This window comes from Bradyrhizobium sp. Cp5.3, from assembly GCF_000426265.1.
Lineage (GTDB): Bacteria > Pseudomonadota > Alphaproteobacteria > Rhizobiales > Xanthobacteraceae > Bradyrhizobium > Bradyrhizobium neotropicale.
The window spans coordinates 1-21,996 of sequence record NZ_AUFA01000061.1; the positions used below are offsets into that span (position 1 = coordinate 1).

At 59.2% G+C, this 21,996-nt stretch carries 17 protein-coding genes and 2 pseudogenes; 12 read left to right on the forward strand and 7 right to left on the reverse strand.

All coding sequences use genetic code 11. From position 1 onward, the window contains the following. Positions 1 to 260 precede the first annotated feature (260 nt). The 3 genes from K289_RS0137430 (at position 261) to K289_RS0137440 (ending at position 4,344) form a co-directional block, all read left to right on the forward strand. Positions 261 to 944 (forward strand): class I SAM-dependent methyltransferase, encoded by a 684-nt coding sequence (locus K289_RS0137430; protein ID WP_027556085.1) that lies wholly within the window; start codon positions 261 to 263, stop codon positions 942 to 944. 1,289 nt (positions 945 to 2,233) lie between these two features. Further along, positions 2,234 to 3,127, forward strand: a complete 894-nt coding sequence (locus K289_RS0137435; RefSeq protein WP_027556086.1) for a 3-keto-5-aminohexanoate cleavage protein — start codon at positions 2,234 to 2,236, stop codon at positions 3,125 to 3,127. A 431-nt stretch (positions 3,128 to 3,558) separates the two neighbouring features. Next, on the forward strand, positions 3,559 to 4,344 hold the full coding sequence (locus tag K289_RS0137440) for an SDR family NAD(P)-dependent oxidoreductase (protein ID WP_027556087.1): 786 nt from the start codon (positions 3,559 to 3,561) through the stop codon (positions 4,342 to 4,344). Between the two features lie 1,402 nt (positions 4,345 to 5,746). Here the strand turns inward: K289_RS0137440 and aepX are convergent. After that, complete coding sequence (gene aepX / locus K289_RS0137445; protein ID WP_035687378.1) at positions 5,747 to 6,679, reverse strand: phosphoenolpyruvate mutase; 933 nt, start codon at positions 6,677 to 6,679, stop codon at positions 5,747 to 5,749. A gap of 219 nt (positions 6,680 to 6,898) precedes the next feature. Continuing rightward, on the reverse strand, positions 6,899 to 7,267 hold the full coding sequence (locus tag K289_RS51065) for a hypothetical protein (protein WP_156918397.1): 369 nt from the start codon (positions 7,265 to 7,267) through the stop codon (positions 6,899 to 6,901). On the opposite strand from K289_RS51065, the gene K289_RS0137450 reads away from it, so the two are divergent. Further along, positions 7,251 to 7,478, forward strand: a complete 228-nt coding sequence (locus K289_RS0137450; RefSeq protein WP_156918398.1) for a hypothetical protein — start codon at positions 7,251 to 7,253, stop codon at positions 7,476 to 7,478. The genes K289_RS51065 and K289_RS0137450 overlap by 17 nt on opposite strands. A 331-nt stretch (positions 7,479 to 7,809) precedes the next feature. Beyond that, positions 7,810 to 8,592: a LuxR family transcriptional regulator gene (locus tag K289_RS0137455; protein ID WP_027556090.1), complete on the forward strand. Its 783-nt coding sequence runs from the start codon at positions 7,810 to 7,812 to the stop codon at positions 8,590 to 8,592. Positions 8,593 to 8,818: 226 nt separating this feature from the next. On the opposite strand, the gene K289_RS0137460 is transcribed toward K289_RS0137455, so the two are convergent. Beyond that, positions 8,819 to 9,562, reverse strand: a complete 744-nt coding sequence (locus K289_RS0137460; protein ID WP_027556091.1) for an outer membrane protein — start codon at positions 9,560 to 9,562, stop codon at positions 8,819 to 8,821. 158 nt (positions 9,563 to 9,720) lie between these two features. Here K289_RS0137460 and K289_RS46610 point away from each other — a divergent pair, with 158 nt between their 5' ends. Beyond that, on the forward strand, positions 9,721 to 11,934 hold the full coding sequence (locus K289_RS46610) for a prolyl oligopeptidase family protein (protein ID WP_084788886.1): 2,214 nt from the start codon (positions 9,721 to 9,723) through the stop codon (positions 11,932 to 11,934). Positions 11,935 to 13,328: 1,394 nt separating this feature from the next. On the opposite strand, the gene K289_RS0137470 is transcribed toward K289_RS46610, so the two are convergent. From K289_RS0137470 to K289_RS0137480, 3 genes are all read right to left on the reverse strand, one after another. Beyond that, positions 13,329 to 13,925, reverse strand: a complete 597-nt coding sequence (locus K289_RS0137470) for an aminodeoxychorismate/anthranilate synthase component II (protein WP_027556092.1) — start codon at positions 13,923 to 13,925, stop codon at positions 13,329 to 13,331. After that, complete coding sequence (gene pabB, locus K289_RS0137475; RefSeq protein WP_027556093.1) at positions 13,922 to 15,316, reverse strand: aminodeoxychorismate synthase component I; 1,395 nt, start codon at positions 15,314 to 15,316, stop codon at positions 13,922 to 13,924. Before pabB ends, K289_RS0137470 begins: the two co-directional genes overlap by 4 nt. A 106-nt stretch (positions 15,317 to 15,422) precedes the next feature. Then, positions 15,423 to 15,752, reverse strand: coding sequence for a Dabb family protein (locus tag K289_RS0137480; RefSeq protein WP_027556094.1), 330 nt, complete (start codon positions 15,750 to 15,752; stop codon positions 15,423 to 15,425). A 737-nt stretch (positions 15,753 to 16,489) separates the two neighbouring features. Between K289_RS0137480 and bioB the strand changes: the two genes are divergently transcribed. From bioB to K289_RS52620, 6 genes and pseudogenes are all read left to right on the forward strand, one after another. After that, positions 16,490 to 17,494 carry a biotin synthase BioB gene (bioB, locus tag K289_RS0137485; RefSeq protein ID WP_027556095.1) on the forward strand — a complete coding sequence of 335 codons (1,005 nt, stop codon included), beginning with the start codon at positions 16,490 to 16,492 and terminating at the stop codon, positions 17,492 to 17,494. A 44-nt stretch (positions 17,495 to 17,538) separates the two neighbouring features. Further along, positions 17,539 to 17,892 (forward strand): aspartate 1-decarboxylase, encoded by a 354-nt coding sequence (gene panD / locus K289_RS0137490; protein ID WP_027556096.1) that lies wholly within the window; start codon positions 17,539 to 17,541, stop codon positions 17,890 to 17,892. An 89-nt stretch (positions 17,893 to 17,981) separates the two neighbouring features. Continuing rightward, complete coding sequence (locus K289_RS0137495; RefSeq protein ID WP_027556097.1) at positions 17,982 to 19,136, forward strand: 8-amino-7-oxononanoate synthase; 1,155 nt, start codon at positions 17,982 to 17,984, stop codon at positions 19,134 to 19,136. Further along, positions 19,133 to 19,765: a dethiobiotin synthase gene (gene bioD, locus K289_RS0137500; protein WP_027556098.1), complete on the forward strand. Its 633-nt coding sequence runs from the start codon at positions 19,133 to 19,135 to the stop codon at positions 19,763 to 19,765. Before K289_RS0137495 ends, bioD begins: the two co-directional genes overlap by 4 nt. Positions 19,766 to 19,768: 3 nt before the next feature. Beyond that, entirely contained in the window at positions 19,769 to 21,031 is a 1,263-nt protein-coding gene (locus K289_RS0137505) for an adenosylmethionine--8-amino-7-oxononanoate transaminase (RefSeq protein WP_027556099.1), read from the forward strand. A 189-nt stretch (positions 21,032 to 21,220) separates the two neighbouring features. Next, positions 21,221 to 21,808: pseudogene (locus K289_RS52620) on the forward strand (integrase core domain-containing protein); the annotation flags it as partial. A 32-nt stretch (positions 21,809 to 21,840) separates the two neighbouring features. Here the strand turns inward: K289_RS52620 and K289_RS51070 are convergent. Further along, positions 21,841 to 21,996, reverse strand: a pseudogene (locus K289_RS51070) (IS256 family transposase); the annotation flags it as partial.

Sequence of the window (21,996 nt, forward strand, 5' to 3'; positions counted from 1 at the left end):
CAACCCCGTTGCCCACGTCACGAGGGCCGCGTAACATTCATTCCGGCAACGTCGGCCCGACCTAGTTCAACAGCGATCGGGACATCCCCTTCGGCAAACGCCGGGTCGCACAAGACGGTCGACCGTCACGGCCGATATCGGCTATTCTCGGTGCACGACTTGGCGCTGGGCATCGGCTCGTCGGGGTGCCGCGAGGTGAGGCGCTGGATCAAGCGTACGCCACACCCGAATCCATTCGCTGCGCACCCCGGGGATGATTGATGGACCTTCAATGTCGAGATGAGTTATTTGATTCTAGCCACCCTCTGCCGAGCCACTGCCGAGCGTACGGGCAGTCCGTACAGCACCGCCTGCTTCACATTCTTCGGCAGAATCCCGGATGCCGCTTCCTTGAAATCGGCGTAGGACCGACTTTCAGAAAGGAGCGATTCAAAACCATCGACGACCTCGGCATCAACTATGTGGGCTTAGACGTCGAACATGTTTGCGCCGCCCGCCGGGCGGACCTAAGCGCGGCGGGCATTGTCAATCGTGACATCAGGCTTCTGGGAAATTACGTAGGAACGTACCTGTTCAATCTTATCCGGCTTGCTCGCCGTCAGGAGACGTTCGATATCATTTATCTCGACGGCAACCATTCTATCTATGTTGATCTTGCGGCTGCTATCGCGGCAGTACGATTGCTGAAGCCCGGCGCTTTGTTCCTCTTCGATGACGTGAGGTTCACTTTCGGAAGCAGAGAGTTGATCCGGACAGCCGCGCGATACGCTGATCGTGAGGAGAGCAAGCAGTTAACCGAAGAGGAAGCCAACGAACCTCACGTCGCGATCATTATCCGGGACTATTTGATCCCTTTATTCAACTTCGAGGTGGAGCGGTCATTGTCGAATCCTGACTGGATCGCACTCCGAGCGCCTAGATCCGCTCCGTGGATGCGGATATGACGGGTCGTGACGTGATCCGCGCCCCCTAATCGTCTGCGCCGGACGATGCCGGCAAGATCCTTAATCTTGGCAAGCACCTGGCTTGCTGCCGTCGATGCGAGGCGTAGATTCTGCAAGAGGCTCAGCAGAAGGAACTATGTGCACGCGTTCTGAGTTGGGCGCCGCCGTCCTTCGAAATCGGTGGTCGCCAATCCGGCCGCGCAACGACTCGCATCACCGGGACGTAGCACCTTTCGCGCTCGAGGTGATCGCTCGGTTGCGATTGATTGAGATAGCGCCATATCTAGAACTCGACGAGAGCTGATGCCAAACCGCCTGAACCATTGAGAGTTGCGATGCATTCAACGCCTACTTCACTTGGGTTGCATGAAATCTGATCGCTAACCGAGCTCGGTTGATAGCCATCCGGCGGGGGGGCTCGAGCGCCGCATGGTTTTGAGCCGCAGTGCAGCTTGGTCTGGTGCTGCGGCGGTGCGGTTATATAGTAAGCGAGTACATCCGTCCTGGGCCTAAGACGGTGCGCTTACGCTGTCTCAATCAGAGAGAGACGCTGCCCGTAGCACCTGGAGAGCCGATTGCGGCAAGTTCACAACATCGCTCAACGTGATCTTAAGCCTCGCGGGCGCAGCACGACGTGGATTCGAGAGACTCCGGTGCATCCGATTTCGTCTGCCTCGAAGTTGTGCACTTCGCAGACTACTAGGCGTTCTCCCAGCGTGGCGCGCCGCAACTGTCGAACCGCCCTTATAGGTATTTTTCGAGCCGGGCGGTCCTCGGAAGAAAACAGCACGGTTCCGACAGCTGTCGCCGGCGCATCATTCCACCGCCAGACAATGGGATGCCGTGGCTTGCAATGATCTTGAGACTGGTCGTCGTGAGGTCGCCATAGGGCGCGTCCTCACCGAGCAAGTCCACGCGAGGGAGCGACACGCTATCACACGGGTTTTCATTTTGTCGCGTGAGACACACTCCCGTTGACTACGGAGATGTTAGTAACCCTACAACTCGCAACGTGATTCCAAGAGAAGGCTGCGAACTGGACGTGTCTGCTCTCGTAAGGTGAGCCACGCGCAAGATATCGCAGGTGGCACGCCGATTGCTGAAATGAGGACTGCTGGAGTCACAGCGCGGCGCCGCTGTCAACAGGAGTTCCCGATGAGATCCGCTCGATCCTTTAAACGAGCTGACGCTGATTGCGCCGGAAAATGCAAAAGCGGCCGACATCCTGAGGAAATCTTCGTCGGTCTGGCTAGGGGCAAGTCAAGCTTTCAGGAGAGGAGAAGGTGAGGATGATTTCGGAAGTGTTCATCACTTGTGCGGTCACGGGAGGGGGGAGTGGACCGGAGCATAGCCCGCATGTGCCGGTAACCCCAGAGAAGATCGCTGACTCGGCGATCGAGGCGGCGCGGGCCGGTGCGGCGCTGGTGCACATTCACGTGCGTGATCCAGAGAGCGGACGGGGCTCCCGGGATCCGATGCTGTATCGGAAAGTAGTGCAACGCATTCGGAAGTCGGATGTGAATCCGGTGATTAACCTGACCACAGGGATGGGGTGCGCGCTCGTGCTGGGTGGGGCGCAGTCTCCGCTGCCGCCGGCGGCCGGGACAGACATGGCGGGCGCGCTTGAGCGGCTGGTGCACATCGAAGAGCTGCGTCCAGAGATCTGCACATTGGATTGCGGAACGTTGAACTACGGTACCCGCGACGAGCTGATCGTAGTCAATACCCCCGCGACGGTGCGCACAATGGCCGAACGTCTACAAAAGCTTGGGGTGCGCCCTGAGTTTGAGGTGTTTGATACCGGTGATCTGGTGATGGTGCACGATTTGATCAAACGCGGACTGATTGACGATCCGCCATTGATCCAGCTGTGCATGGGCATTCCCTTTGGCGCCCCCAGTGACCCGACGACGCTGATGGCCCTGGTAAACCAGCTCCCGCCGCGCGCCGTCTATTCGGCTTTCTCGATCGGACGAATGCAGCTCCCGTATGCAGCGTTGGCACCAATATTCGGAGCAAACGTGCGCGTAGGATTGGAAGACAACCTTTACCTATCCCGCGGGCGGCTGGCGACAAACGTCGAACTCGTGCAGCGGGCGGTTGAAATTCTCGAGCGGATCGGCGTGCGGGTGATGAGCCCGGATGAGGTGCGCGAGAAGCTCACGCTCAAGCTTCATGCCTGAGAAGCCACAGGATCAAAGTTCTCTGAAAGCGGACCGCTGGTGCGGTTGAGCGCGTGCAGAATATGCTAGCCGATGCGCGGCGGCGGTTTCGGCCGCTGGGGACCGCCCCGCGGCATGCCGAAGAAGAGCTGGCCCCCGAGCGGCGGTGCCCGTGACCCCGATCTGCCCCTCGAGTTGGGGCTCCGGCCCTCCGCCGCAGCAACGGGAATGGAGGACCCCGAGCATCTGCTCCGAAAACACGCGCCTTCTGGCCTTCCACATGCTCACGCGAGAGGACGACAAGCGACAAAGCGAAGAGATGCTCCATGTCGGCGGCAGCGGACACAGCGGACCTAGTTTCAAATTACGCGCAATGGAGTCTGAGGCCGTGTGCCGCGTGATATGGCGTGCCGCCGGAAACACGCTAGTTAAATGCTCAAGATGAGGGAATGATGTCGAAGAGTGGACTGTGCGCAATTGTGACGGGTTCGGCGTCCGGACTTGGAGCGGCGACCGCGGGATTCTGGGCCAAAGAGGGGGCTCGCATTGTGGTCAACTATTCCAACAGCCAGAAGGAAGCCGAGGCCACGGCAGAAGCCTGCCGCAAGGCGGGCGCTGCGGAGGTCGTGGTGGTGCGAGGTGATGTCTCGCGCGATGAGGATTGCAGAAAAATCGTCGCGGCTGCCGCGCGCTGGGGGCGGCTTGATGTACTCGTCAACAATGCCGGAATCACAAAGCATGTGCCCCATCACGATCTCGACGGGCTCTCAGCGGAAGATTTTCAGCGCATCTATGCTGTTAATACCATCGGGCCATACCAGATGATTCGTGCCGCGCGCTCGCTGCTGGAGGCTGCCGCGAAAATGAGCGGAAGGCCGGCCGCAGTGGTGAACGTCTCCTCGGTCGCAGCTATCAGCGGTGCCAGCTCATCCGTTGCGTACTCGGCGAGCAAGGGTGCGCTAAATGCCATGACGCTGCCGCTGGCGCGCGCGCTAGCGCCCTCCATTCGTGTCAACACGATTTGTCCCGACTATATCGATACGCCCTGGTTCACGAAGGCCCGGGGCGAGACGAGTGCCCGCCAAGTGCGCGATGCAGTGGTTGCGCGTGTCCCACTCAAGGTTGTCTCGACCGCCGAGGACGTAGCACAGCTCGTCTGCTTCCTCGCAAGTCCGGCGTCGAGCAACATGACCGGCGAATGCGTACGCATCGACGCCGGCATGCATTTGATCTTGTGAGGACACGAGAACCCTCTTTCGTCATGCCTGGGCTTGTCCTTCGCTGCCCGCGCAGCGCGCGCCGAGTCAAATCCGGCCAACCTGCCATGACGTACCTTCGGAAGCAGCCATGCCTGTTGCAATTCTGGCGCGCGGCCCTGGTAAGAAGGCGGTCGCGTGACAATTCGAGGGTGGAGGCTCAAACCGCCTAAGCAATCTCTTGCATGCGTTGATCGCATGGACAATATCTCGTGGCGACATCTAAGATGGTTGACGGTTCCCATGGAGCAGAACGGAATGACAATCTCGCGTGAAACTCACGGAATTCCGCAAGGGGCCACTCATTGCCGAGCACGCCCTACTCTGACGTGGTGTCGGTGGGCGGACGGCGGGCAGGTGTGTGTCCGAGCAGGAGGGAAGAGCTTCAAGGCGACGCTTTGCGAGGCAGAAGGAGTGCAGACTTTGGCAGGGTGGCGGATCGGGACAGAACTGTCGACGCCGGCGAAGGCAACTCGTCGACTGAGGGAAGGCCCCGGCTCATGGGATACTCCGGTAAGTAGGCACAGGACCGGAGACAGAGCCGACTATCTCACCAGCCAATCTCGCCAAGATGAATAGGCGGCTAAACGGTCGCGCCAGATCCGGTTCACGGCATTGCTGCACCATGTTGATATCGCTGCGCTCGAAAGGCTGCCATGTCAGGCGGCGAGCGGGTGGATGGGATGACCGGTGGACCCTTCAGATTGGTGCAGTCATGATGCGCTCACGTCGCCTCGCCGCTAGTGCCATGAACGTCGGACGTGATGTGTGCGCTGTCGGAGAAACGCATAAGCTCTGTGTTGAGCGTGCCGATTTCAATCGCATCAAGGGACACATCTCAGCGCAACAATTGAGCATCGTGGTCCAGAAGACTCGCCTTGGGTCAGGTTACGCACCTTGTAGCGGCGTTGACGATATATCGAGCTCGATTTCGCGCGAGACCTCTACGATAGATTCTGGATCTCGGCCGTTTTCGAACAATGCGTACTTAAACGCTTGGTTGCGGCTTACGAATAGCCCGCCAAAAATGCCGTTCTGCTCTCGGACAACCCAGTTGCCATGACGATTCCTGCCAACAAGAACGGTGGATGTTGCTGGGCCACACAAAGGATGTTCTAGGAGCTTCATATTCATAATCCTCACTGATTTTCGAACCCTATGCTACTCATCCGCAAGCCGTTCAAGAGTCGCCGAAAGCCAAATCCGATCTAAAGCGGGAGCATTGGTCTACATCCCTCGCTAAATGTCGGCTTGATCGATACCGGTGATCCGAGCGTCTGCGTGGCGCTCAAATAATTCGCCGCCTTGAAGCGGTGTTCCGGGACGCGAGACCATCGCTCGACCGGTTTGTCGAAATCGAACGAAGATACTTTTGATGGATGGTCTATTGTCGTAGATCACCGGGATGGAGATACTTCGCCTCCGCGCGAGCGAGTTCGTCGTACCTCAACAACTCGAAGATGTCCTCGAGCGGCGCGATATGGGACTCGATGCTGGCAGTACCCTCCCTCGCGATGATGCGATCGCAAATCCGGCGCATTGCCACGATCGCAGCTCGCATCGCATGATTGGCCCAGATCACGGTGGAGATGCGCGCATCATGGTACGCTGAGACCGGTGTGCGATAGTATTTCGTGGGAACGATCACGAGGGGCAGCCGGTTCTGCCAGGCCGACGCAAACGAAAGGACCTCGTCTGCGGTGCTCTTTCGCGAATGAATGAGAATTGCATCGGCTCCGGCATCGGCAAAGGCGTGAGCGCGCAGAATGGCCTCGTCCATGGAATGATCGGCGATCAGCGCTTCTGTCCGAGCCACGAGGACGAGGTCTGTGCCGACCGAATCCTTCACGGCCCGCAGACGTCCGGAGAATTCATCTATCTCGGCGAGGGGATGCCGCTCCCCAACAAACGAGTTCATCTTAGGAAAGCAGCTGTCCTGAAATGCCACGCCCGCAGCTCCACGCTGACAGAGTTTGCGTGCCAAAAGGCGTGCATTGTTGAAATTCCCGAAGCCGCTATCGCCGTCAACGAGCACGGGTAGTGTGTTTGAATCCACGATGCGCTCGACCGCGTCGACGAGCTGGGTCCATGAAGCCTCATTGGCATCCCGATAACCGAGAGAGGAGGCAATTGACAAGCCGGATGCCCAGAGGCCTTTGAAACCCGCGCGCTCCGCAATTGCGGCGGAAAGCCCATCATGGGCTTCCATGAGAAAGGAAAGTTCACTATTCGAGCAGATCTGACCTCGCAGTGCGTCGGAAGGCGCCGCGTCAGCGCGTCCATCAGGTCCGTTGGTGCGAACAGCTCTATCCAGCATGCCGAACTCCCTGAGCTGTGATCTGCAACTTTGATTATTGACTCATTGACATGTGCCGGCCAACTCCATCAATCGCAAAACGAGGTAGTTGACTATGGCGTCAAGCTCTGCGTCTGGTCTCAGCGAACGATGCACGGCCTTTAGCCGTCTGTGCATTCACCCGCTAGATACAACGAGCAACCGTGGATGTTCTTATCACCGGAACATTGTTGATCTGTGTCAATCGATGTCAGGGCTGCCGCAAACGTCGTTGTCGCATTGTGGACCTATGTCGCAAGTGTATCCATGTGCTGAATACGCACTGCCAATCCACAATCCGCTTAATAACTTCTCAAAACCGAGGTTTTCGCCGACGCCGAGAGTGGTACGGGACTTGCTGTTCTGATTTTGGGCCGCAGCAACTTCCTGGAGAAGCGCATGCATAGTGTTATCTGCATCAAGCAGGTTCCCGACGCCGCGCAAGTCGGCGTGCAGCTCATCACAGATGCCATCAAGTGCCGGAGCGGCAATGGTCGTCGGCCACTTCAGTGCGCTCGTGTTGGAGATGGCCGGCGGAAAGGTGGAAGGCAGAGTGGCCGTGCTCGCCATCGGCACTGCAGGCGCCACGAATCTCTCCAGCGAGGCTCTGATCTTCGGAAGCGATCTGGCCGAGCTGCTGCCGGATCCCACACCCACCCGCGTCGGCTCGCAGCCGGGCAGCAAAACGTCGGAGAGCGCGAACCTGAGGGAACAGCGGATGTGGCGCGGCCGATCCCAGCTCCGTTCGAACGCAATCCATCGGCGGCACCGCGCAGCCTGAGCCGCACATCCGTGAGTCGATCGGAACGCTCGCATGCAGATACAAGGTCCCAGGAATCCGGATGCCTTGCATTGCCGCAGGCATGCCGCGTGCGCATTCTCCTAGCTGGGGCGCCGATACGGTCGATGACGGCCTCGGTCACAAGTGCGGACGATGGGGCGGCCATCCTGTTGCTCCTCCCGCATGGCACGACCGCGCTTGGTGCGCAGCGCTGGCGGTAACCGTGCGGCTGCCTCGCGCGCTGGATGGGGCGGAGTGTAACCAAGCTCTACCTTGTCCGGCCCTATCGACGGTGCAATTCGCCCTTTTGAGCGGGCCTCTGAGGTGAGATATGGACCTATTCAGCTTCGTCGAATGTGCGAACCGAACGCAGTCCCTTGAGACCCTGTTCGATCTCCTTGTGAACTGTGCGAGCGAGGAGGGTTTCAGCGAAGTTGCTTACGGAGCAGTGACATTTACAGAGCCGCTTCGCCTACCCGGCCATCCACCGCCCATGGTCGCGATGAAAGGCCCTCCCGAGTGGTGCAGGCGGTACCTGGAACGCAAGTACTACGCTATCGATCCGGCGGTTCGGCGGACGCCAACGGTTTCGGGCCCGTTTCTGTGGGACGAACTTGGTCAACAATGTCAGCTCGAACCGGGGGAGCAACGAGTGCTGGATGAGGCCAAAGAGGCTGGGCTCAAGCATGGAATCAGTGTGCCACTATTTGGACCGTCGGGCCGGGTCTCCGTCGTAGCATTCGCATCCCAGTTCGACGATGCCAATCCTCAGTGCCATGTGAGCCGCCTCAGTGCGCTGGCCTGGCACTTTCATATCGCTTTTGCGGAGATCGCACGGCCATCGGCCATTGATTGCGATCGAAAATTGACCCTGTCCGAGCGGGAAAAAGACTGTCTGCGATGGGTGGGGGAGGGCAAATCGTCCTGGGAAATTGGTATGATCCTGAAGATCAGCGAGAACACCGTCAACTTTCATCTGAAGAACGCTATCCGAAAGACGGGTACAACGAACCGGACCCAAAGCCTCGTCAAGGCGCTTCGCCTTGGTCTCCTTGAAGTCTCAGGCGCGGCAACAGCCAACGCCCAAGCGCAGGTCGCTGAACGCGCAGCCTAAACTCGAAAGGGGCTTCCGAATGCAATGAGCAAGTTGAAAACGACCTCGCGCAGGGGTGGCAGGCCTAACCGAGCTATAGAGGCCTCGTTCGCCGGCTTCACGAGTGCCACGATGTCACTGTTCGAACCGCGATAGCATACCGCTTCCGGCACGTCCTGTCCTGGCAGCGGAAAGCCCCAGCCGTCCGGCCGGGGCCCTCGATCGCCACATTATGCCAAAGCAATGACTACTTGAGAGCGATCGGCCAGCCGAACTTGTAATTGAGCCGTGCGGTCACGAGATCAAAATCCTGGCGGATGCGATCGTTCCCGAACGAACCGCCAGCGGTTGCGGTGAAGTTCACGTCGCTAGTCGGCATGAACACGTGATCGTACTCGATGCCAACTGACCAGTTCGGCGCAACATTGACCTCGATTCCGGCGCCCACGGTGCCGCCCCAACGAGTCGTGTCTGCGCTCGCAAGCTGCGTGCCGGGCGGAACGGAGTTGACCTGATAGGTGCTGCTCGTCACCGCGGCGCCCGCCTTGGCGTAAAGCAGTACGTTGCTGAAGGCATAACCGAACTGGCTAGTCATCAAGCCAAACGCGTCGACCCTGGTGTGATTGCTGTCGGCCGGAAAGGCCGTGCTGACATTGGAGCCGCTGAAGTCGGCCCAGTTGCCCTGAGCTTCGACGCCAATCACTGTCTGACCAATTTGCCAACGATAGCCGATCTGCCCACCAACCGTGCCGCCGTTTGCGTCATGTGAGCCCTCGGGCGTTGTGCCTGCGAAATCCCAGGAGTTGTGGCTCGAACCCCAACCGCCATTGAGACCAGCGTAGAAGCCGCTCCAATCGTAGTACGCGACGACGACGGGTGGCGGCGGCGGCGCCTTGGTGTAGACAGGCTGCGCAGCGAGATCCGCACCGAATGCGGGCGCCACCGCGCTAAGGGCCATCATGCTGGCAGTCACAAGCAACAACTTCTTCATCTCGAGCTTCAGTCCTTTGGCTGACCCCCAGCCGGAAAGCGTCTTACCAGCGCCGATGCGAATTGCTGTAACGGCAGCGCAACATTTACTTCGAAAGAAGGTCTTGAATCTCACGTAGCGTCACGTTGTAGACCTAAACTCGTGGCGAAGCTTACGCGATGCGAAGCATCGATCGCGTATCGATCAATGACGTATTGAAAGTGAGCGTCGATTCCGGCGTTGGGTTGGGGGGAAGAGTGGTTAAAGCGAGCTCGTCGACAAAAACGCGCGCGGAGAAGCCGACGATTGCCGCTCCGGATGACGATCCAAATCTGTGGCTGGAGCAGCTCGAAAGCGCGCGAGCACTGAAGTTTGTCGAGCGGCAGAATGCAAAGACACTGCAGGCATTCGGCGGAGCGGCATTCGAGCGAGATCACGACGCGTTGACATCGATCTACGACCGGCCGGACAATATCCCTTATGTCAATCGCTGCGGCGGCTACCTCTACAATCTCTGGAAGGATGCGGATAATCCACGGGGTCTGTGGCGGCGAACCACGCTGGGTGAATTTCGTAGCGAGAATCCTTCATGGGAGGTCCTGCTTGACATCGATCAGCTCGCCGTCACCGAGGGCGAGGACTGGCTTCTGAGCTCCACGACGTCACTGCCTGGCAACCACTCGCGGGCCATTCTCAGTCTGTCGCGCGGCGGCAGCGATGCCGTGACTTTGCGTGAGTTCGATACCGACAGGAAGAGCTTTGTCCACGATGGCTTTGTCTTGCCGGAAGCGAAAGGCCGCGCCGAATGGCTCGATACCGATACGCTGGTACTGACGAGCGCATATGGAAGGAGCATGGCAACAGGTTCCGGTTATGCGCGCACGGTGAGACTGTGGCAGCGTGGCACACATGCCGATGATGCAGCAGTGATCTTTGAAACTTCAGTCGATCATATGGCGGTTGGTTGCACCGTCGATCACACCGTCGCGCTGCCGCGGATGTGGTTCGTCGACGAGATAGACTTCTTCAACTTCGCCACTTGGCTTGGCGATAAATCGGGCGCCACCACAAAGCTCGATCTGCCAAGCAACATGTGGATCCTGGCCCATCGCGACTGGCTTGCTGTGAAGCCGCGCGAAGCCTGGTCTGTGGCAGGGCAAACCCATGCCGCAGACACGGTGCTCGCGATTTCGCTACCGGCGTTCCTGGCAGGCAGCCGTCAGTTCGAGGTTCTGTTCGTGCCGGAGCCCCGTCGCGCGCTGCAGAGGTTCTTTTGGAGTGCCGACAAGCTTGTGCTTTGCGTTCTCGATGAACTGCGGCCGGTCTTCGAGATCTGTACGCCATCGGCCAATGGCTGGACCCGGCAGCAATTGCATGGATTTCCGGATATCGGGGTGGTCGACGTTTGGCCCCTTGATCGCGATTCATCCGAAAGCAACGGCGATCTGCTCGTCAAGAGCCAGGATCCGCTCACACCACCTTCGCTGAGGCTGATCGAAACTGAAATCGCCACTCCGACCGTGCTCAAACAGGCGCCAAAAACCTTTACCGCTGACGGGCTCCTGGTCACCCAGCACGAGGCCATTTCAATCGATGGCGAGCGCATCCCCTATGTGCAGACCGGTCCCGTTGGCGAGAGCGGCGATGCGCCGGTCCATATGAGCGGCTATGGCGGCTTCGGCGCCTCGGTGAGATCCTACTATAATTCCGCGCTTGGCAAGCTGTGGCTCGAGCGCGGCGGCACGACCGTGCAGGCGAACCTGCGCGGCGGCGGCGAGTTTGGTACGCGCTGGCATGATGCGGGCCGGCTCGCCGGAAAGAGGCTGTCGCATGACGATTTCGCGGCCGTCGCCGCCGACCTCGTGCGCCGGGGCGTCACGCAGCCCAAGCGCATCGCCGCGGAGGGCGGATCAAACGGCGGAATTCTCATCGCCAACATGCTGACACGCTATCCTGAACGGTTCGGCGCGCTGTTCTGCACGATCCCGCTGATAGACATGCGCCGCTATACCAAGCTTCTAGCTGGGGCGAGCTGGATTGCCGAGTATGGGAACCCCGATCACCCCGACGAATGGCAGTGGCTTAAGGCCTATTCCGCCTATCACACCGCCAAGCCCGGACAAAACTATCCGCCGATTCTCATCGCCACCACGCGGCGCGACGATCGCGTTCACCCCGGGCACGCTCGCAAGATGGTGGCGAAGCTGCAGGCGATGGGCTATGAGGCCTATTTGTATGAGCTGGCCGCAGGTGGCCACGGCTACGGCCGGGACCACAAGGAATTTGCCGGGTTTCAAGTCCTGGGCTTGCAATTCCTGAAGAGCAAGATCGGCTGGTTGGACGAGGAGGCTCAAGCGAATCCGTCTCCTACGACGCCTCAAACACCAGAATGATAGTTCAAGGACGCGTGGACCTCGATCAGCGCGAGACCGGCGGCTTCCGCAACCTCTGACGTCGGCAAGTCGCACACGATCCATTCAAAATGGCCTAATGCGCAAGAAGGCTTGTGCTCTACCACATTGGCAATCTGCAGCCTGAGAATATGTGTCGTTGGGTGATGGCTAGGCATCTGGATCATCGAGACATGACTTCCATCTCCGTCAGTAATTGATGGTCGAACGGCTCGATACCCCGCTCGCTTGATCAAATCTGCCGGGAGGAGGAAAGCCCAACGAGGGCAGATGCCAATCGCCAGCGCCCTCGCGGCTCGGCTTGCGGGGTTTTGAGCGCCGGGAGAGTGACCAGGCGGCTGTGGATGAGCGGCTCATCTTGCAGGCATGCAAGCCAGTGGCAGGAGGAGCCCAGAAAACTCCGAGTTATGACTAAGGTCGGGCCTGCGTAGCCGAGATTGCATGGGTAAGTATAGGCCAAGGAAACGATTTCCGCCGCGACACTCGCGATGAGTGCGGCGGTCAATGCGACTATCAATCACCACTAAGTAGCTGAATAGAATATAGCTTATGATGATGTGGGGTATCGACTTTTATCCCTTTGCAGGCGTTTCATCGCCCCACTGTTTAGGCCATACAGGCGAGCCCGGTCTGATGCGACGCGCCGAGCGGATCGAAAAGTGCTGAGACCTGAGTTAAAAATCCAACAGACCGAGATGTTTTGTTGACAATACATAAGGAGGTGTCCGCAGCGCTGTAGCTTGGGAAGCCCGCGCGATTACTCAGTAGAGGGCGATCTCGCTGGAACGCAATCGGCTTCAGCCACTCAACCCAAACCTGCAACTACCAGAAAGACCTGTACTGGTTCTTCTGGCCTCCCTGTCTTCGGCCGATACAATTTTCTCAATTGGAGTTGCGCTACCGTCGACCGGCCTTCTTTGCACACTGCGTGCGCTAGATTCAATTGGTTTCATCCGACGGCAGTCAGTGAACTCAAAAGTTGGTGAGGTAATGCGATACGTCGCATCCTCACGCATGCGTCCGCGCATGCTTGGCAGCTAACATTCTTCCTGCTAGATGCGTCTCGAACGATCCCAAACGGAGTGACTATGGCTAAGGCGGTAAAGAAGAAGATTGTGCGTCGCGAATATACGAAGGCCGACGTCAAGGAGCTGCGTGCACACTCGAAGGCGAAGACCCCCGTCACGAAAATTGCGAAACTTACGCGCCGAACGACCGGATCGTTGCGTCAAAAGGCCCGAAACCTCGGCATCCCCCTTGGTCACCGACGCTAGCGTCGCGTTGGGAAGTTTAGTCGATCCACCTGCTCCAACGAAGTCTTTTTCGGGTACTTCAGCAGGCCCTTCGGATAGCTCCATCAGATCAACGGCCGGAGTCTATACATGGCTCCGGTCCTGGGAGGCTCCTGCGAGCCGGAGAAAGTTCTTCAGCAGCAAATGCCCTTGTGGGGTCAGTATGGACTCCGGATGAAACTGGACGCCATAGGTCGGTTCATGGCGATGCGCGATGGCCATGATCTCGCCTTCGTCTGAACGCGCTGTCACGGCGAGGTCCTGTGTGCACGGGTCATCGAGCTCGACGATGAGAGAATGGTAGCGCCCCACGCAAAGGGGCGAGGGGGCATCCTGAAATAACCGCGTGCCATCGTGCGTTATGTTGGAGGATCGGCCGTGCATGGGGCGACGGGCACGTGACACGCGTCCACCGAAAATGCTTCCAATGCACTGATGTCCGAGACAGATGCCGAGAAGTGGCAGGTGCCCCGACAATTCGCGAACAATAGCGGTCGATATGCCGGCTTCAAGCGGAGTGCAGGGACCGGGAGAGATCACCACGGCGCTGGGCCTGAGGCGAACGATCTCCTTGATGCTCACTGCATCATTACGGCGCACTTCCGTTGCTTCACCAAGCCTTTGGAAATACCGGGCAATGTTGAAAACGAAGGAGTCGTAGTTGTCGATGATGAGGATCAAGTGAGGCCCGACCCTTCTCGAAATGCGTCAAACAGACGCTGCGCCTTGGCAAGCGTCTCCTCGTACTCAGCTTCCGGATCGGACATGGCAGTGATCCCGCTGCCCGCATGAAACACAGCCCGATCGTCGTCGATCGTGACAGTGCGAATAGCAATGTTGGTGTCCATCTGCCCGTTGAAGCCGATATAGCCGATTGCGCCGCAATAGACCTCTCGCGCCACTCTTTCGATCTCCGCGATAACCTCCATCGATCGTACCTTTGGCGCCCCGGTGACGGAGCCGCCCGGAAAGCAGGCCTGAAGAAGGGAAACGGCGTCTTGGCCCTTGGCAAGCTCGCCGGTAACGATCGAGACGAGGTGGTGCACCGAGGCATAGGATTCGAGGTTGCACAGCGCTGGAACCTCGACCGAATGCGCAGCGCAAACCCGCGACAGATCGTTCCGCAGGAGGTCCACAATCATGATGTTCTCGGCCCGGTCCTTCTCGGACGCAACGAGCATTTCAGCGCGACGCTGATCTTCTTTTGCGTCAGCGGAGCGCGCGATCGTGCCCTTGATGGGCCGCGTTTCCACCTGTCCCTCGTCCAGCTTCAAGAACCGCTCAGGCGAACTCGATGCAATGGTCAGTCGCCCATAGCGCAGGAGAGCTGCAAAAGGAGCCGGATTGAGCGATCGTAGCCGGCAGTAAAAGGCAAGCGGGTCAAAGGAGCGTGGCAGGCTGGCACTGAACCGCTGCGCAATATTGGCCTGAAAAACGTCGCCTGCCAGAATCAAGTCGACGACCCGGCTGACCGCCGCGCTATAGCTCTGCCGGCTGAAATTGGAGTGCCACGGACCGGCGCCGCCAGCGCCCCTGTCTGGAAGCGGATTTGTGTCTTCAAGCAGCGCCGCAAATTCATCAGCGCGCCGCTGCGCACGCACTCTTCGACGCGCGGGATTCTGCGCGGGCCATCCGGACGAGATGATCCAGCATCTCTTCTCGCGGTGATCATAACTAAGGACGACGTCGTAGAAATGCAGAATGGATTGAGGCAAGCCTCGACCGCCCGTGACCAGCTCCGGCAATCGCTCCAACGTTCGGTTCAGATCGTAGCTAAGAAAACCGGCGGCCCCTCCCTGGAAGGGCGGAAGATCGGGGCGATGCTCTTGCGGGTAGCAGGCAAGCAGCGCGCGAAGAACCGTCCAGGGATCGTCGTCGTCAAGGCGTTGTCCGTTCCAACTCGGTCGTCCGTTCGCAACCATATAGGTGCCGAAAGGATCGCAGGTCAGAAATGAGTAGCGTCCGAGCAAACTGTCGTCTGCTGAACTATCGAAAAATGTGAGGTGCGATCGAAGCGCAAGTCGCCGCATCGCCGTAGCAGGATCTATCCACTGCAGCTCGCGAACGTGCATGGGACTATCATTCACTTAAAGGATACGAGCGCGACCATACTTCAATTCGTGATCCCGCAAGGAGAGGCGCGTCGGGAACCTGGCGGGGATTGCATCGGGCAGCGGCTCATCCAGTGCTACCAGTGCGTCGGGTCATGAACCGCACATCTGTCGAGACATCGTAATCTGCCGCAAAGCGCAGTTCCCGTAAGGGGCGCACACGCCTGATCGATTCCTGATAAAGGCGATGCGCCTTGTAAGCTGCAAGCTCGGTCTCGTTGTCGAACTCGCCATAGACGGCGACGTCGATCTCGTTGCCGAGCTGATCCGTCTTGCGATTGCGAGCGATCTCGATCCGGCGCGCATGCGGAATCATGGTGAGAACCGACAAGCCCTCCATCACCTGCTCGATAGTGTCCTTATCCCTGGCGCTGAACAAGACGATGTGGCGGATCATGGATGGCTCTGTCCTAGGATTGTCGTTTGCCTAACTATCTTGAGACCGAGCGCGCTGCAATAGTTAGGCGAAAGTGCGATGTTGCGGGCGTCATATGAGTGAGAGTGCTGGCGGTTCGCTCCCGCTGTGACCGATCGCGATAGAGACCGTTCCTCGGCGAGGCCAACGGCTCTATGCGCGCCATGAGTGGGGGCTTTCAGGTGCGATCGATGTGACTGGCTCTGTTGTTAGAATGAAGCCGCCGCTCTCAGGCTCAATCTGCCGCTACGTTAGGTTAGGGGCCCTTTGGGTAGCGCGACCATCATAAAGCAGGAGCAAACAGACGAGTCGTTACTTTGGTGGTGCTGCCAGCAGAAATTCCATCTCCCTATCAGAAATGGTAGCCGATCCAAATTGTCGGGCTCGGCCGTATCGATCTGAGTGAAATGGTGGATGGCGTGGCAAAGTTCACGTCTTCAACGGTTTTGGAAGAAATTGGCAATGTCGGGCGGCGCCGAGAGCCACACGATCGAGACGGGTTGCGCCGGACCCGTCGTACGGTCCGGGTGCGTTGCTGCGGTAGGCCGCAGATTTGGCACGTGTCTGATCTTCGCGATGAATTTCTGCGCATCAGAGCGAATATCGCCTGAAGCGCGCGCGGGGGCCCGAAAGTCGCCGGTTTCATTGTTCAGACCAACCGTATATGAGGCTTGCGGGGTGCGCCTCGGTGCGCCGTTCTATGATGGGAAGTCAATCTTATGGTTGCTGCTGTGGGAGCGAAACGGAATGACAGCAGTAATGGCGCCCCGGTTCGCAAGGACTGGCAGCGCTCTGAGGCCGAAGCGATCTATCACCTACCGTTTGCCGAGTTGATGTTGCAGGCCCAAAGCGTCCATCGGGAGAACTTCGATCCAAACCAGGTCGAAGCCGCGAGCCTGCTCAGCATCAAGACCGGAGGCTGTCCGGAAGATTGCGGCTATTGCTCGCAGAGCGCCTCCTATGAGACGGGTGTGAAGGCGACCCGCCTGATGGATCACGCTAAGGTAGTCGATGCCGCGCAGCGTGCCAAGGAGGCCGGTGCAAGCCGCTTCTGCATGGCCGCGGCCTGGCGCAATCCGAAAGACCGCGATCTTGACGAGGTCTGCGAGATGGTCAGCGCGGTCAAGGGCCTTGGCATGGAAACCTGCGTCACGCTTGGCATGCTGACGCCCAAGCAGGCGGCGCGGCTGGCCGAGGCCGGCCTCGATTTCTATAATCACAACGTGGACACCTCGCCGGAGTTCTACGGCAAGATCATCACCACCCGCACCTTGCAGGATCGCATTGAGACGCTGGCCCATGTCCGGGATGCCGGCATCAAGGTCTGTTGCGGCGGCATTATCGGGATGGGTGAGGGCATCGAAGATCGGATCGGCATGCTCGTGCTGCTTGCCAACCTTCCCACACATCCGGAAAGCGTCCCAATCAACCTGTGGAACGAGGTCAAGGGTGTGCCGGTCAATGATACTGCCGAGCGTCCCGATCCGATCGCGCTTGTGCGCCTTCTTGCGACAGCCCGGATCATGATGCCGAAAAGCGTGCTTCGCTTGTCTGCCGGGCGGCAATACATGAGCGATGAACTGCAGGCGCTGTGCTTTCTGGCCGGCGCGAATTCGATTTTCATCGGCGATGTGCTGCTGACCACCAAGAACCCGCAAGCCGAACGGGACGCGAGTTTGCTCGAGCGGCTCGGAATGACATCAGGACTTGCTCGAGGCAAATAAAGCAGCGGGTGCGTTGTACGCGAAGCTATAAGGGTGGGGGATCCATGCAGATTACGCTAATGAAGGGCAAAATTCATTGCGCCTCGGTCACCGAATCCGACCTCCACTATGAGGGCTCGATTTCGATTGATCGTGCGCTCATCGACGCTGCAGGATTCCTGATCAACGAACGCGTCGAAATCTATAATCTGCAAACTGGAGCGCGCTTCGCGACCTTTGTGACCGAGGCGCCACAGGGCTCGGGGGCAGTCGACCTGAACGGTGCGGCGGCGCGACTAGGAATGCCGGGGGACAAGATCAGCATCGTGGCATATGCCTCGTTTGATGAGGAGGAGGCCACAACCTTCAAGCCGCGCATCGTGCTGGTCGATCGAGACAATCGCGTCCAAACAGTTTGAGGGCCAAGAGGCCGCCGATCCTGACGGCCTGATTTTTGGCCGCCATCAGAACTCTAGCGAGCTCGATCACTCCGACCTGCGGGTGAGGAATGAACGCCATCAAGGGGACCAAGATTGCCAGATACGCGGGAGCGCTGCGCGCTCTGAAAGAGGAGGATCGGCTGCGCGGACTTAAGGCACGTGCGGGCGTAGATTTTACGTCGAACGATTATCTGGCGCTTGCCAGCGCGCCGCGCATGAAACAGGCGGTCTCCGCAGCACTTGAGGCCGGCACGCCCATCGGAGCCGGCGGCTCGCGGCTCTTACGCGGCAATTGCGAGGAGCATGAGCGGCTTGAGGCAGACGCCGCCAAATTCTTCGGTGCGGAGGCCGCGCTCTTCTTTGGCGGCGGCTATGTCGCAAATTTTGCCGTGCTGTCCACGGTACCGCAGCGTGGCGATCTGCTCGTGCTCGATTCTCTCGTGCACGCCAGTATTCATGAAGGCGCGCGGGCCGGCCGGGCCGACATTCGCATAAGTTCCCATAACGATCCCCAATCCGTCGAAAGCACAATCCGTGACTGGCGGGCTGAGGGTGGGTTGGGTCGCGTGTGGATCGTGGCCGAAAGCCTCTACAGTATGGACGGCGATTTCGCGCCTCTTGAAGATCTGGTCGCGATCGCCGACCGGCACGATGCGTTTCTGATGGTCGACGAGGCGCATGCCACCGGTGTCTATGGCGAACAGGGGCGGGGGCTGACCGCGGCCTATGAGGGGCGTGAGAATCTTTTGGTCCTTCATACCTGCGGAAAGGCCCTGGGTGCTTCAGGCGCACTTGTTACGGCCTCCGGCGTGCTGCGCGATTTCATGATCAATCGTTGCCGCCCCTTTATCTTCGCCACGGCACCCTCGCCGTTGATGGCGGTTGCCGTCCGGGAAGCGCTTGCGATTTTGCGAGAGGAGCCGGAGCGCCAGCGGAATCTCGCTAAGCTGGTCGCCTTCACGCACCGGGAGATGGGTGTGCGCGGGTTGCGGAGTCTTCAACAATCGCAGATCGTGCCCTATATCGTCGGCGACAATGCGCGTGCCATGCAGCTTGCCTCTTCCCTCCAGGCCCGCGGTTTCGATGCCCGCGGCATCCGGCCGCCGACAGTGCCGCCTGGCACGGCCCGTTTGCGAATTTCACTGACACTGAACGTGGGAGAGGATGACGTGCGTGCCATGCTCAATGCGCTGGTGGAGGAGACGCGAGGTGAAATCCAGTGAATCCGCGGATCGTGGTCACCGGCACAGGAACCGGGGTCGGAAAGACGGTGTTTTCGGCCGGGCTCGCCCAGCTCATCGAAGCCAGCTATTGGAAGCCGATTCAGGCGGGACTTGAGGAGGAGACCGATACCGAGCTCGTCGCGCGCCTTGGTAACCTCTCAGCCGATCGCGCCATGCCGGAGCTTTACCGCCTTCGAACGCCTGCCTCGCCTCTTCATTCCGCTGAAATCGATGGGATTCGGATCGATGCTGACTCGCTGAATGTCCCGGCCGCCGGCGAGCGGCCGCTCATTATCGAGGGCGCGGGTGGTTTGATGGTGCCGCTGACCAATAGCACCCTCTATATTGATATCTTCGAGCGCTGGCAGCTTCCCGTTGTGCTTTGCGCAAGCACGGAGCTTGGAACGATTAATCATTCGCTGCTCTCGATCGAGGCTTTGCGGAAGCGGCAGATCCGCATCCTTGGAATTGCATTCGTCGGGGCAAGAAATCCGGAAAGCGAGAGCGCGATTTGCGACATCGGACGGGTGCGCTGGCTGGGACGGCTGCCCTGGATTGAACCGCTCACAGCTGACACGTTGCACTGCGTGTTCAAGAATTCCTTTGTTCGCAATGATTTCCTGGCTTAGGTCATGCCGACGTCCAAATCGCCGGTCTGGCACCCCTATACGCAACACGCGCTCCAAGACGAGATAACCAGGATCCTGCGCGGTGATGGGGCTTATCTCCACACCGCGGATGGCCGCCGGATCATCGATGCGATCTCATCCTGGTGGGTCATAACCCACGGTCATTGCCACCCACATGTTGTAAACGCCATCAAGGAGCAAGCCGGCAAGCTGAACCAGATCATCTTCGCCGGCTACACCCATGATCCCGCTGAGGAGCTGGCGGCGCAGCTGTTGAAGCTCGCCCCGCGCGGCCTCGACCATGTCTTCTTCTCCGACAGCGGATCGACCAGCGTGGAAGTAGCCCTGAAAATGACTCTCGGCTATTGGCACAATATCGGCAAACAGCGCATACGCATCGTCGTGATGCAACATTCCTACCACGGCGACACCGTCGGTGGGATGTCGGTCGGGGCGCGGGGCGTGTTCAACGCGGCCTACGGGCCGCTGCTGTTCGACGTGACATCAATCCCATTCCCGAGGAGAGGCCAAGAGCAGGCAACGCTCGATGCGCTTGAGGCCGTATGTCGAGACGAAATTCCAGCCGCCTTTATCGTGGAACCTCTGGTGCTGGGGGCAGGTGGGATGCTGATGTACGAGGCCTGGGTGCTGAAAGAGATGAAGCGGATCTGCGAGGCCTCAGAGGTCCTGTTCATTGCGGACGAGGTCATGACAGGCTGGGGACGCACCGGGACATTATTCGCGTGCGAACAGGCCGATGTCAGCCCTGATATCGCCTGCTATTCCAAGGGAATTACGGGAGGAGCGCTTCCTCTTGCGGTGACGCTCTGTCGCGCGGATATTTTTGACGCGCATTACTCCAAAGATCGGACGCGCACGTTCTTTCATTCGAGCTCGTATACGGCCAACCCCGTGGCCTGCGCCGCCGCAAAAGCCAATCTGGATCTGTGGCAGGATCCGGCAACGAGCCAGCGGGTCATCTCCCTTGCCGCGATGCAAGAGCAGGCACTAGAGCCGTTCCGCGCCGATCCGCGCTTCGAAAATATCCGCCGCACCGGCACCATCACGGCCCTGGATCTGAAGACAAAGGATGCCGGTTATCTCGCCGACATCGGTCCGAAGCTTCAAACGTTCTTCAAAGACCGGAATCTGCTGCTCCGGCCGCTCGGCAATACGATCTACGTGATGCCGCCGTATTGTGTCACGATGGCAGACCTTGACGAGATCTATGCCGGCATCCGCGATGCAGCGGATGCGCTAGCCTGAAGGCATGCTTCGCGTGCTTGACCGAAAGAGAGCTTTTAACATTTCCGACGTACCACGATCAATTTCAGGTTCGAAGAACAGACCATTGAACGCGGCGGAGACGGGCAGAATCCACACTGAGCAACAAGCGCGCAATATCGCACCGCAGTCTCTCCCTTTAACTACTGGCGAAACCGTGAACTGCCGGGCAGGCGGGGGCTCGGGACCAGGGCGCCGATGGTGGTGCCGACAGTGCCGAATGACCGACGGTTGCTCGACTTCGTCTCGGATCAACCCACCGATGGCCGCCGCTTCCGCATCCTGATCGTGGTCGACGAGTGCACACGCGAGTGCCTGGCGTTGGTGGCCGACATCTCGATGTCTGGCTCCCGGGTGGCTCGGGAATTGGATCGGCTGATCATCGAGCGCGGACGTGCTTCGAGACGTCCAACCCAATCGTTGCGGCTTCCATTGGTGAATTGCTCCTGTTAACGGTTCCGTAGATCGCCGGTATATCGCCCGCTCCGAGGGAGCGGGGCCGTCTTCCCCATCAATGGCCGGCTGCGGGCGCCCAGGCCCGTGTCGCGCTTGGATGCTGGCGGGCCGATTACAACGACCCGCGACCACACTCGCAACTCGGATGGAAGACCCCCGTCCGAGTTCAGCTTCATCTTCCATCCGCGCCGGGATCTGGCGCTGCGCTATGCCGATGGCTCCGCACCAGCTCCCGTCGCTACCACCGCCCAATCGGGTAAATCCATCAGCCAGAGCGAACGGGGATGTCCCGATCGCTGTTGAACTAGGTCGGGCCGACGTTGCCGGAATGAATGTTACGCGGCCCTCGTGACGTGGGCAACGGGGTTGATCGTCATGCGATTGTGGCGAGCTTGAAGAGCCGCACGCAGAACCGACAATTGCTTATGCGCCTTCAATCGTCGGAAGCCCTTGTTGGCCTCGATCATGCCGGCCGCGACCCATCGCAAGGC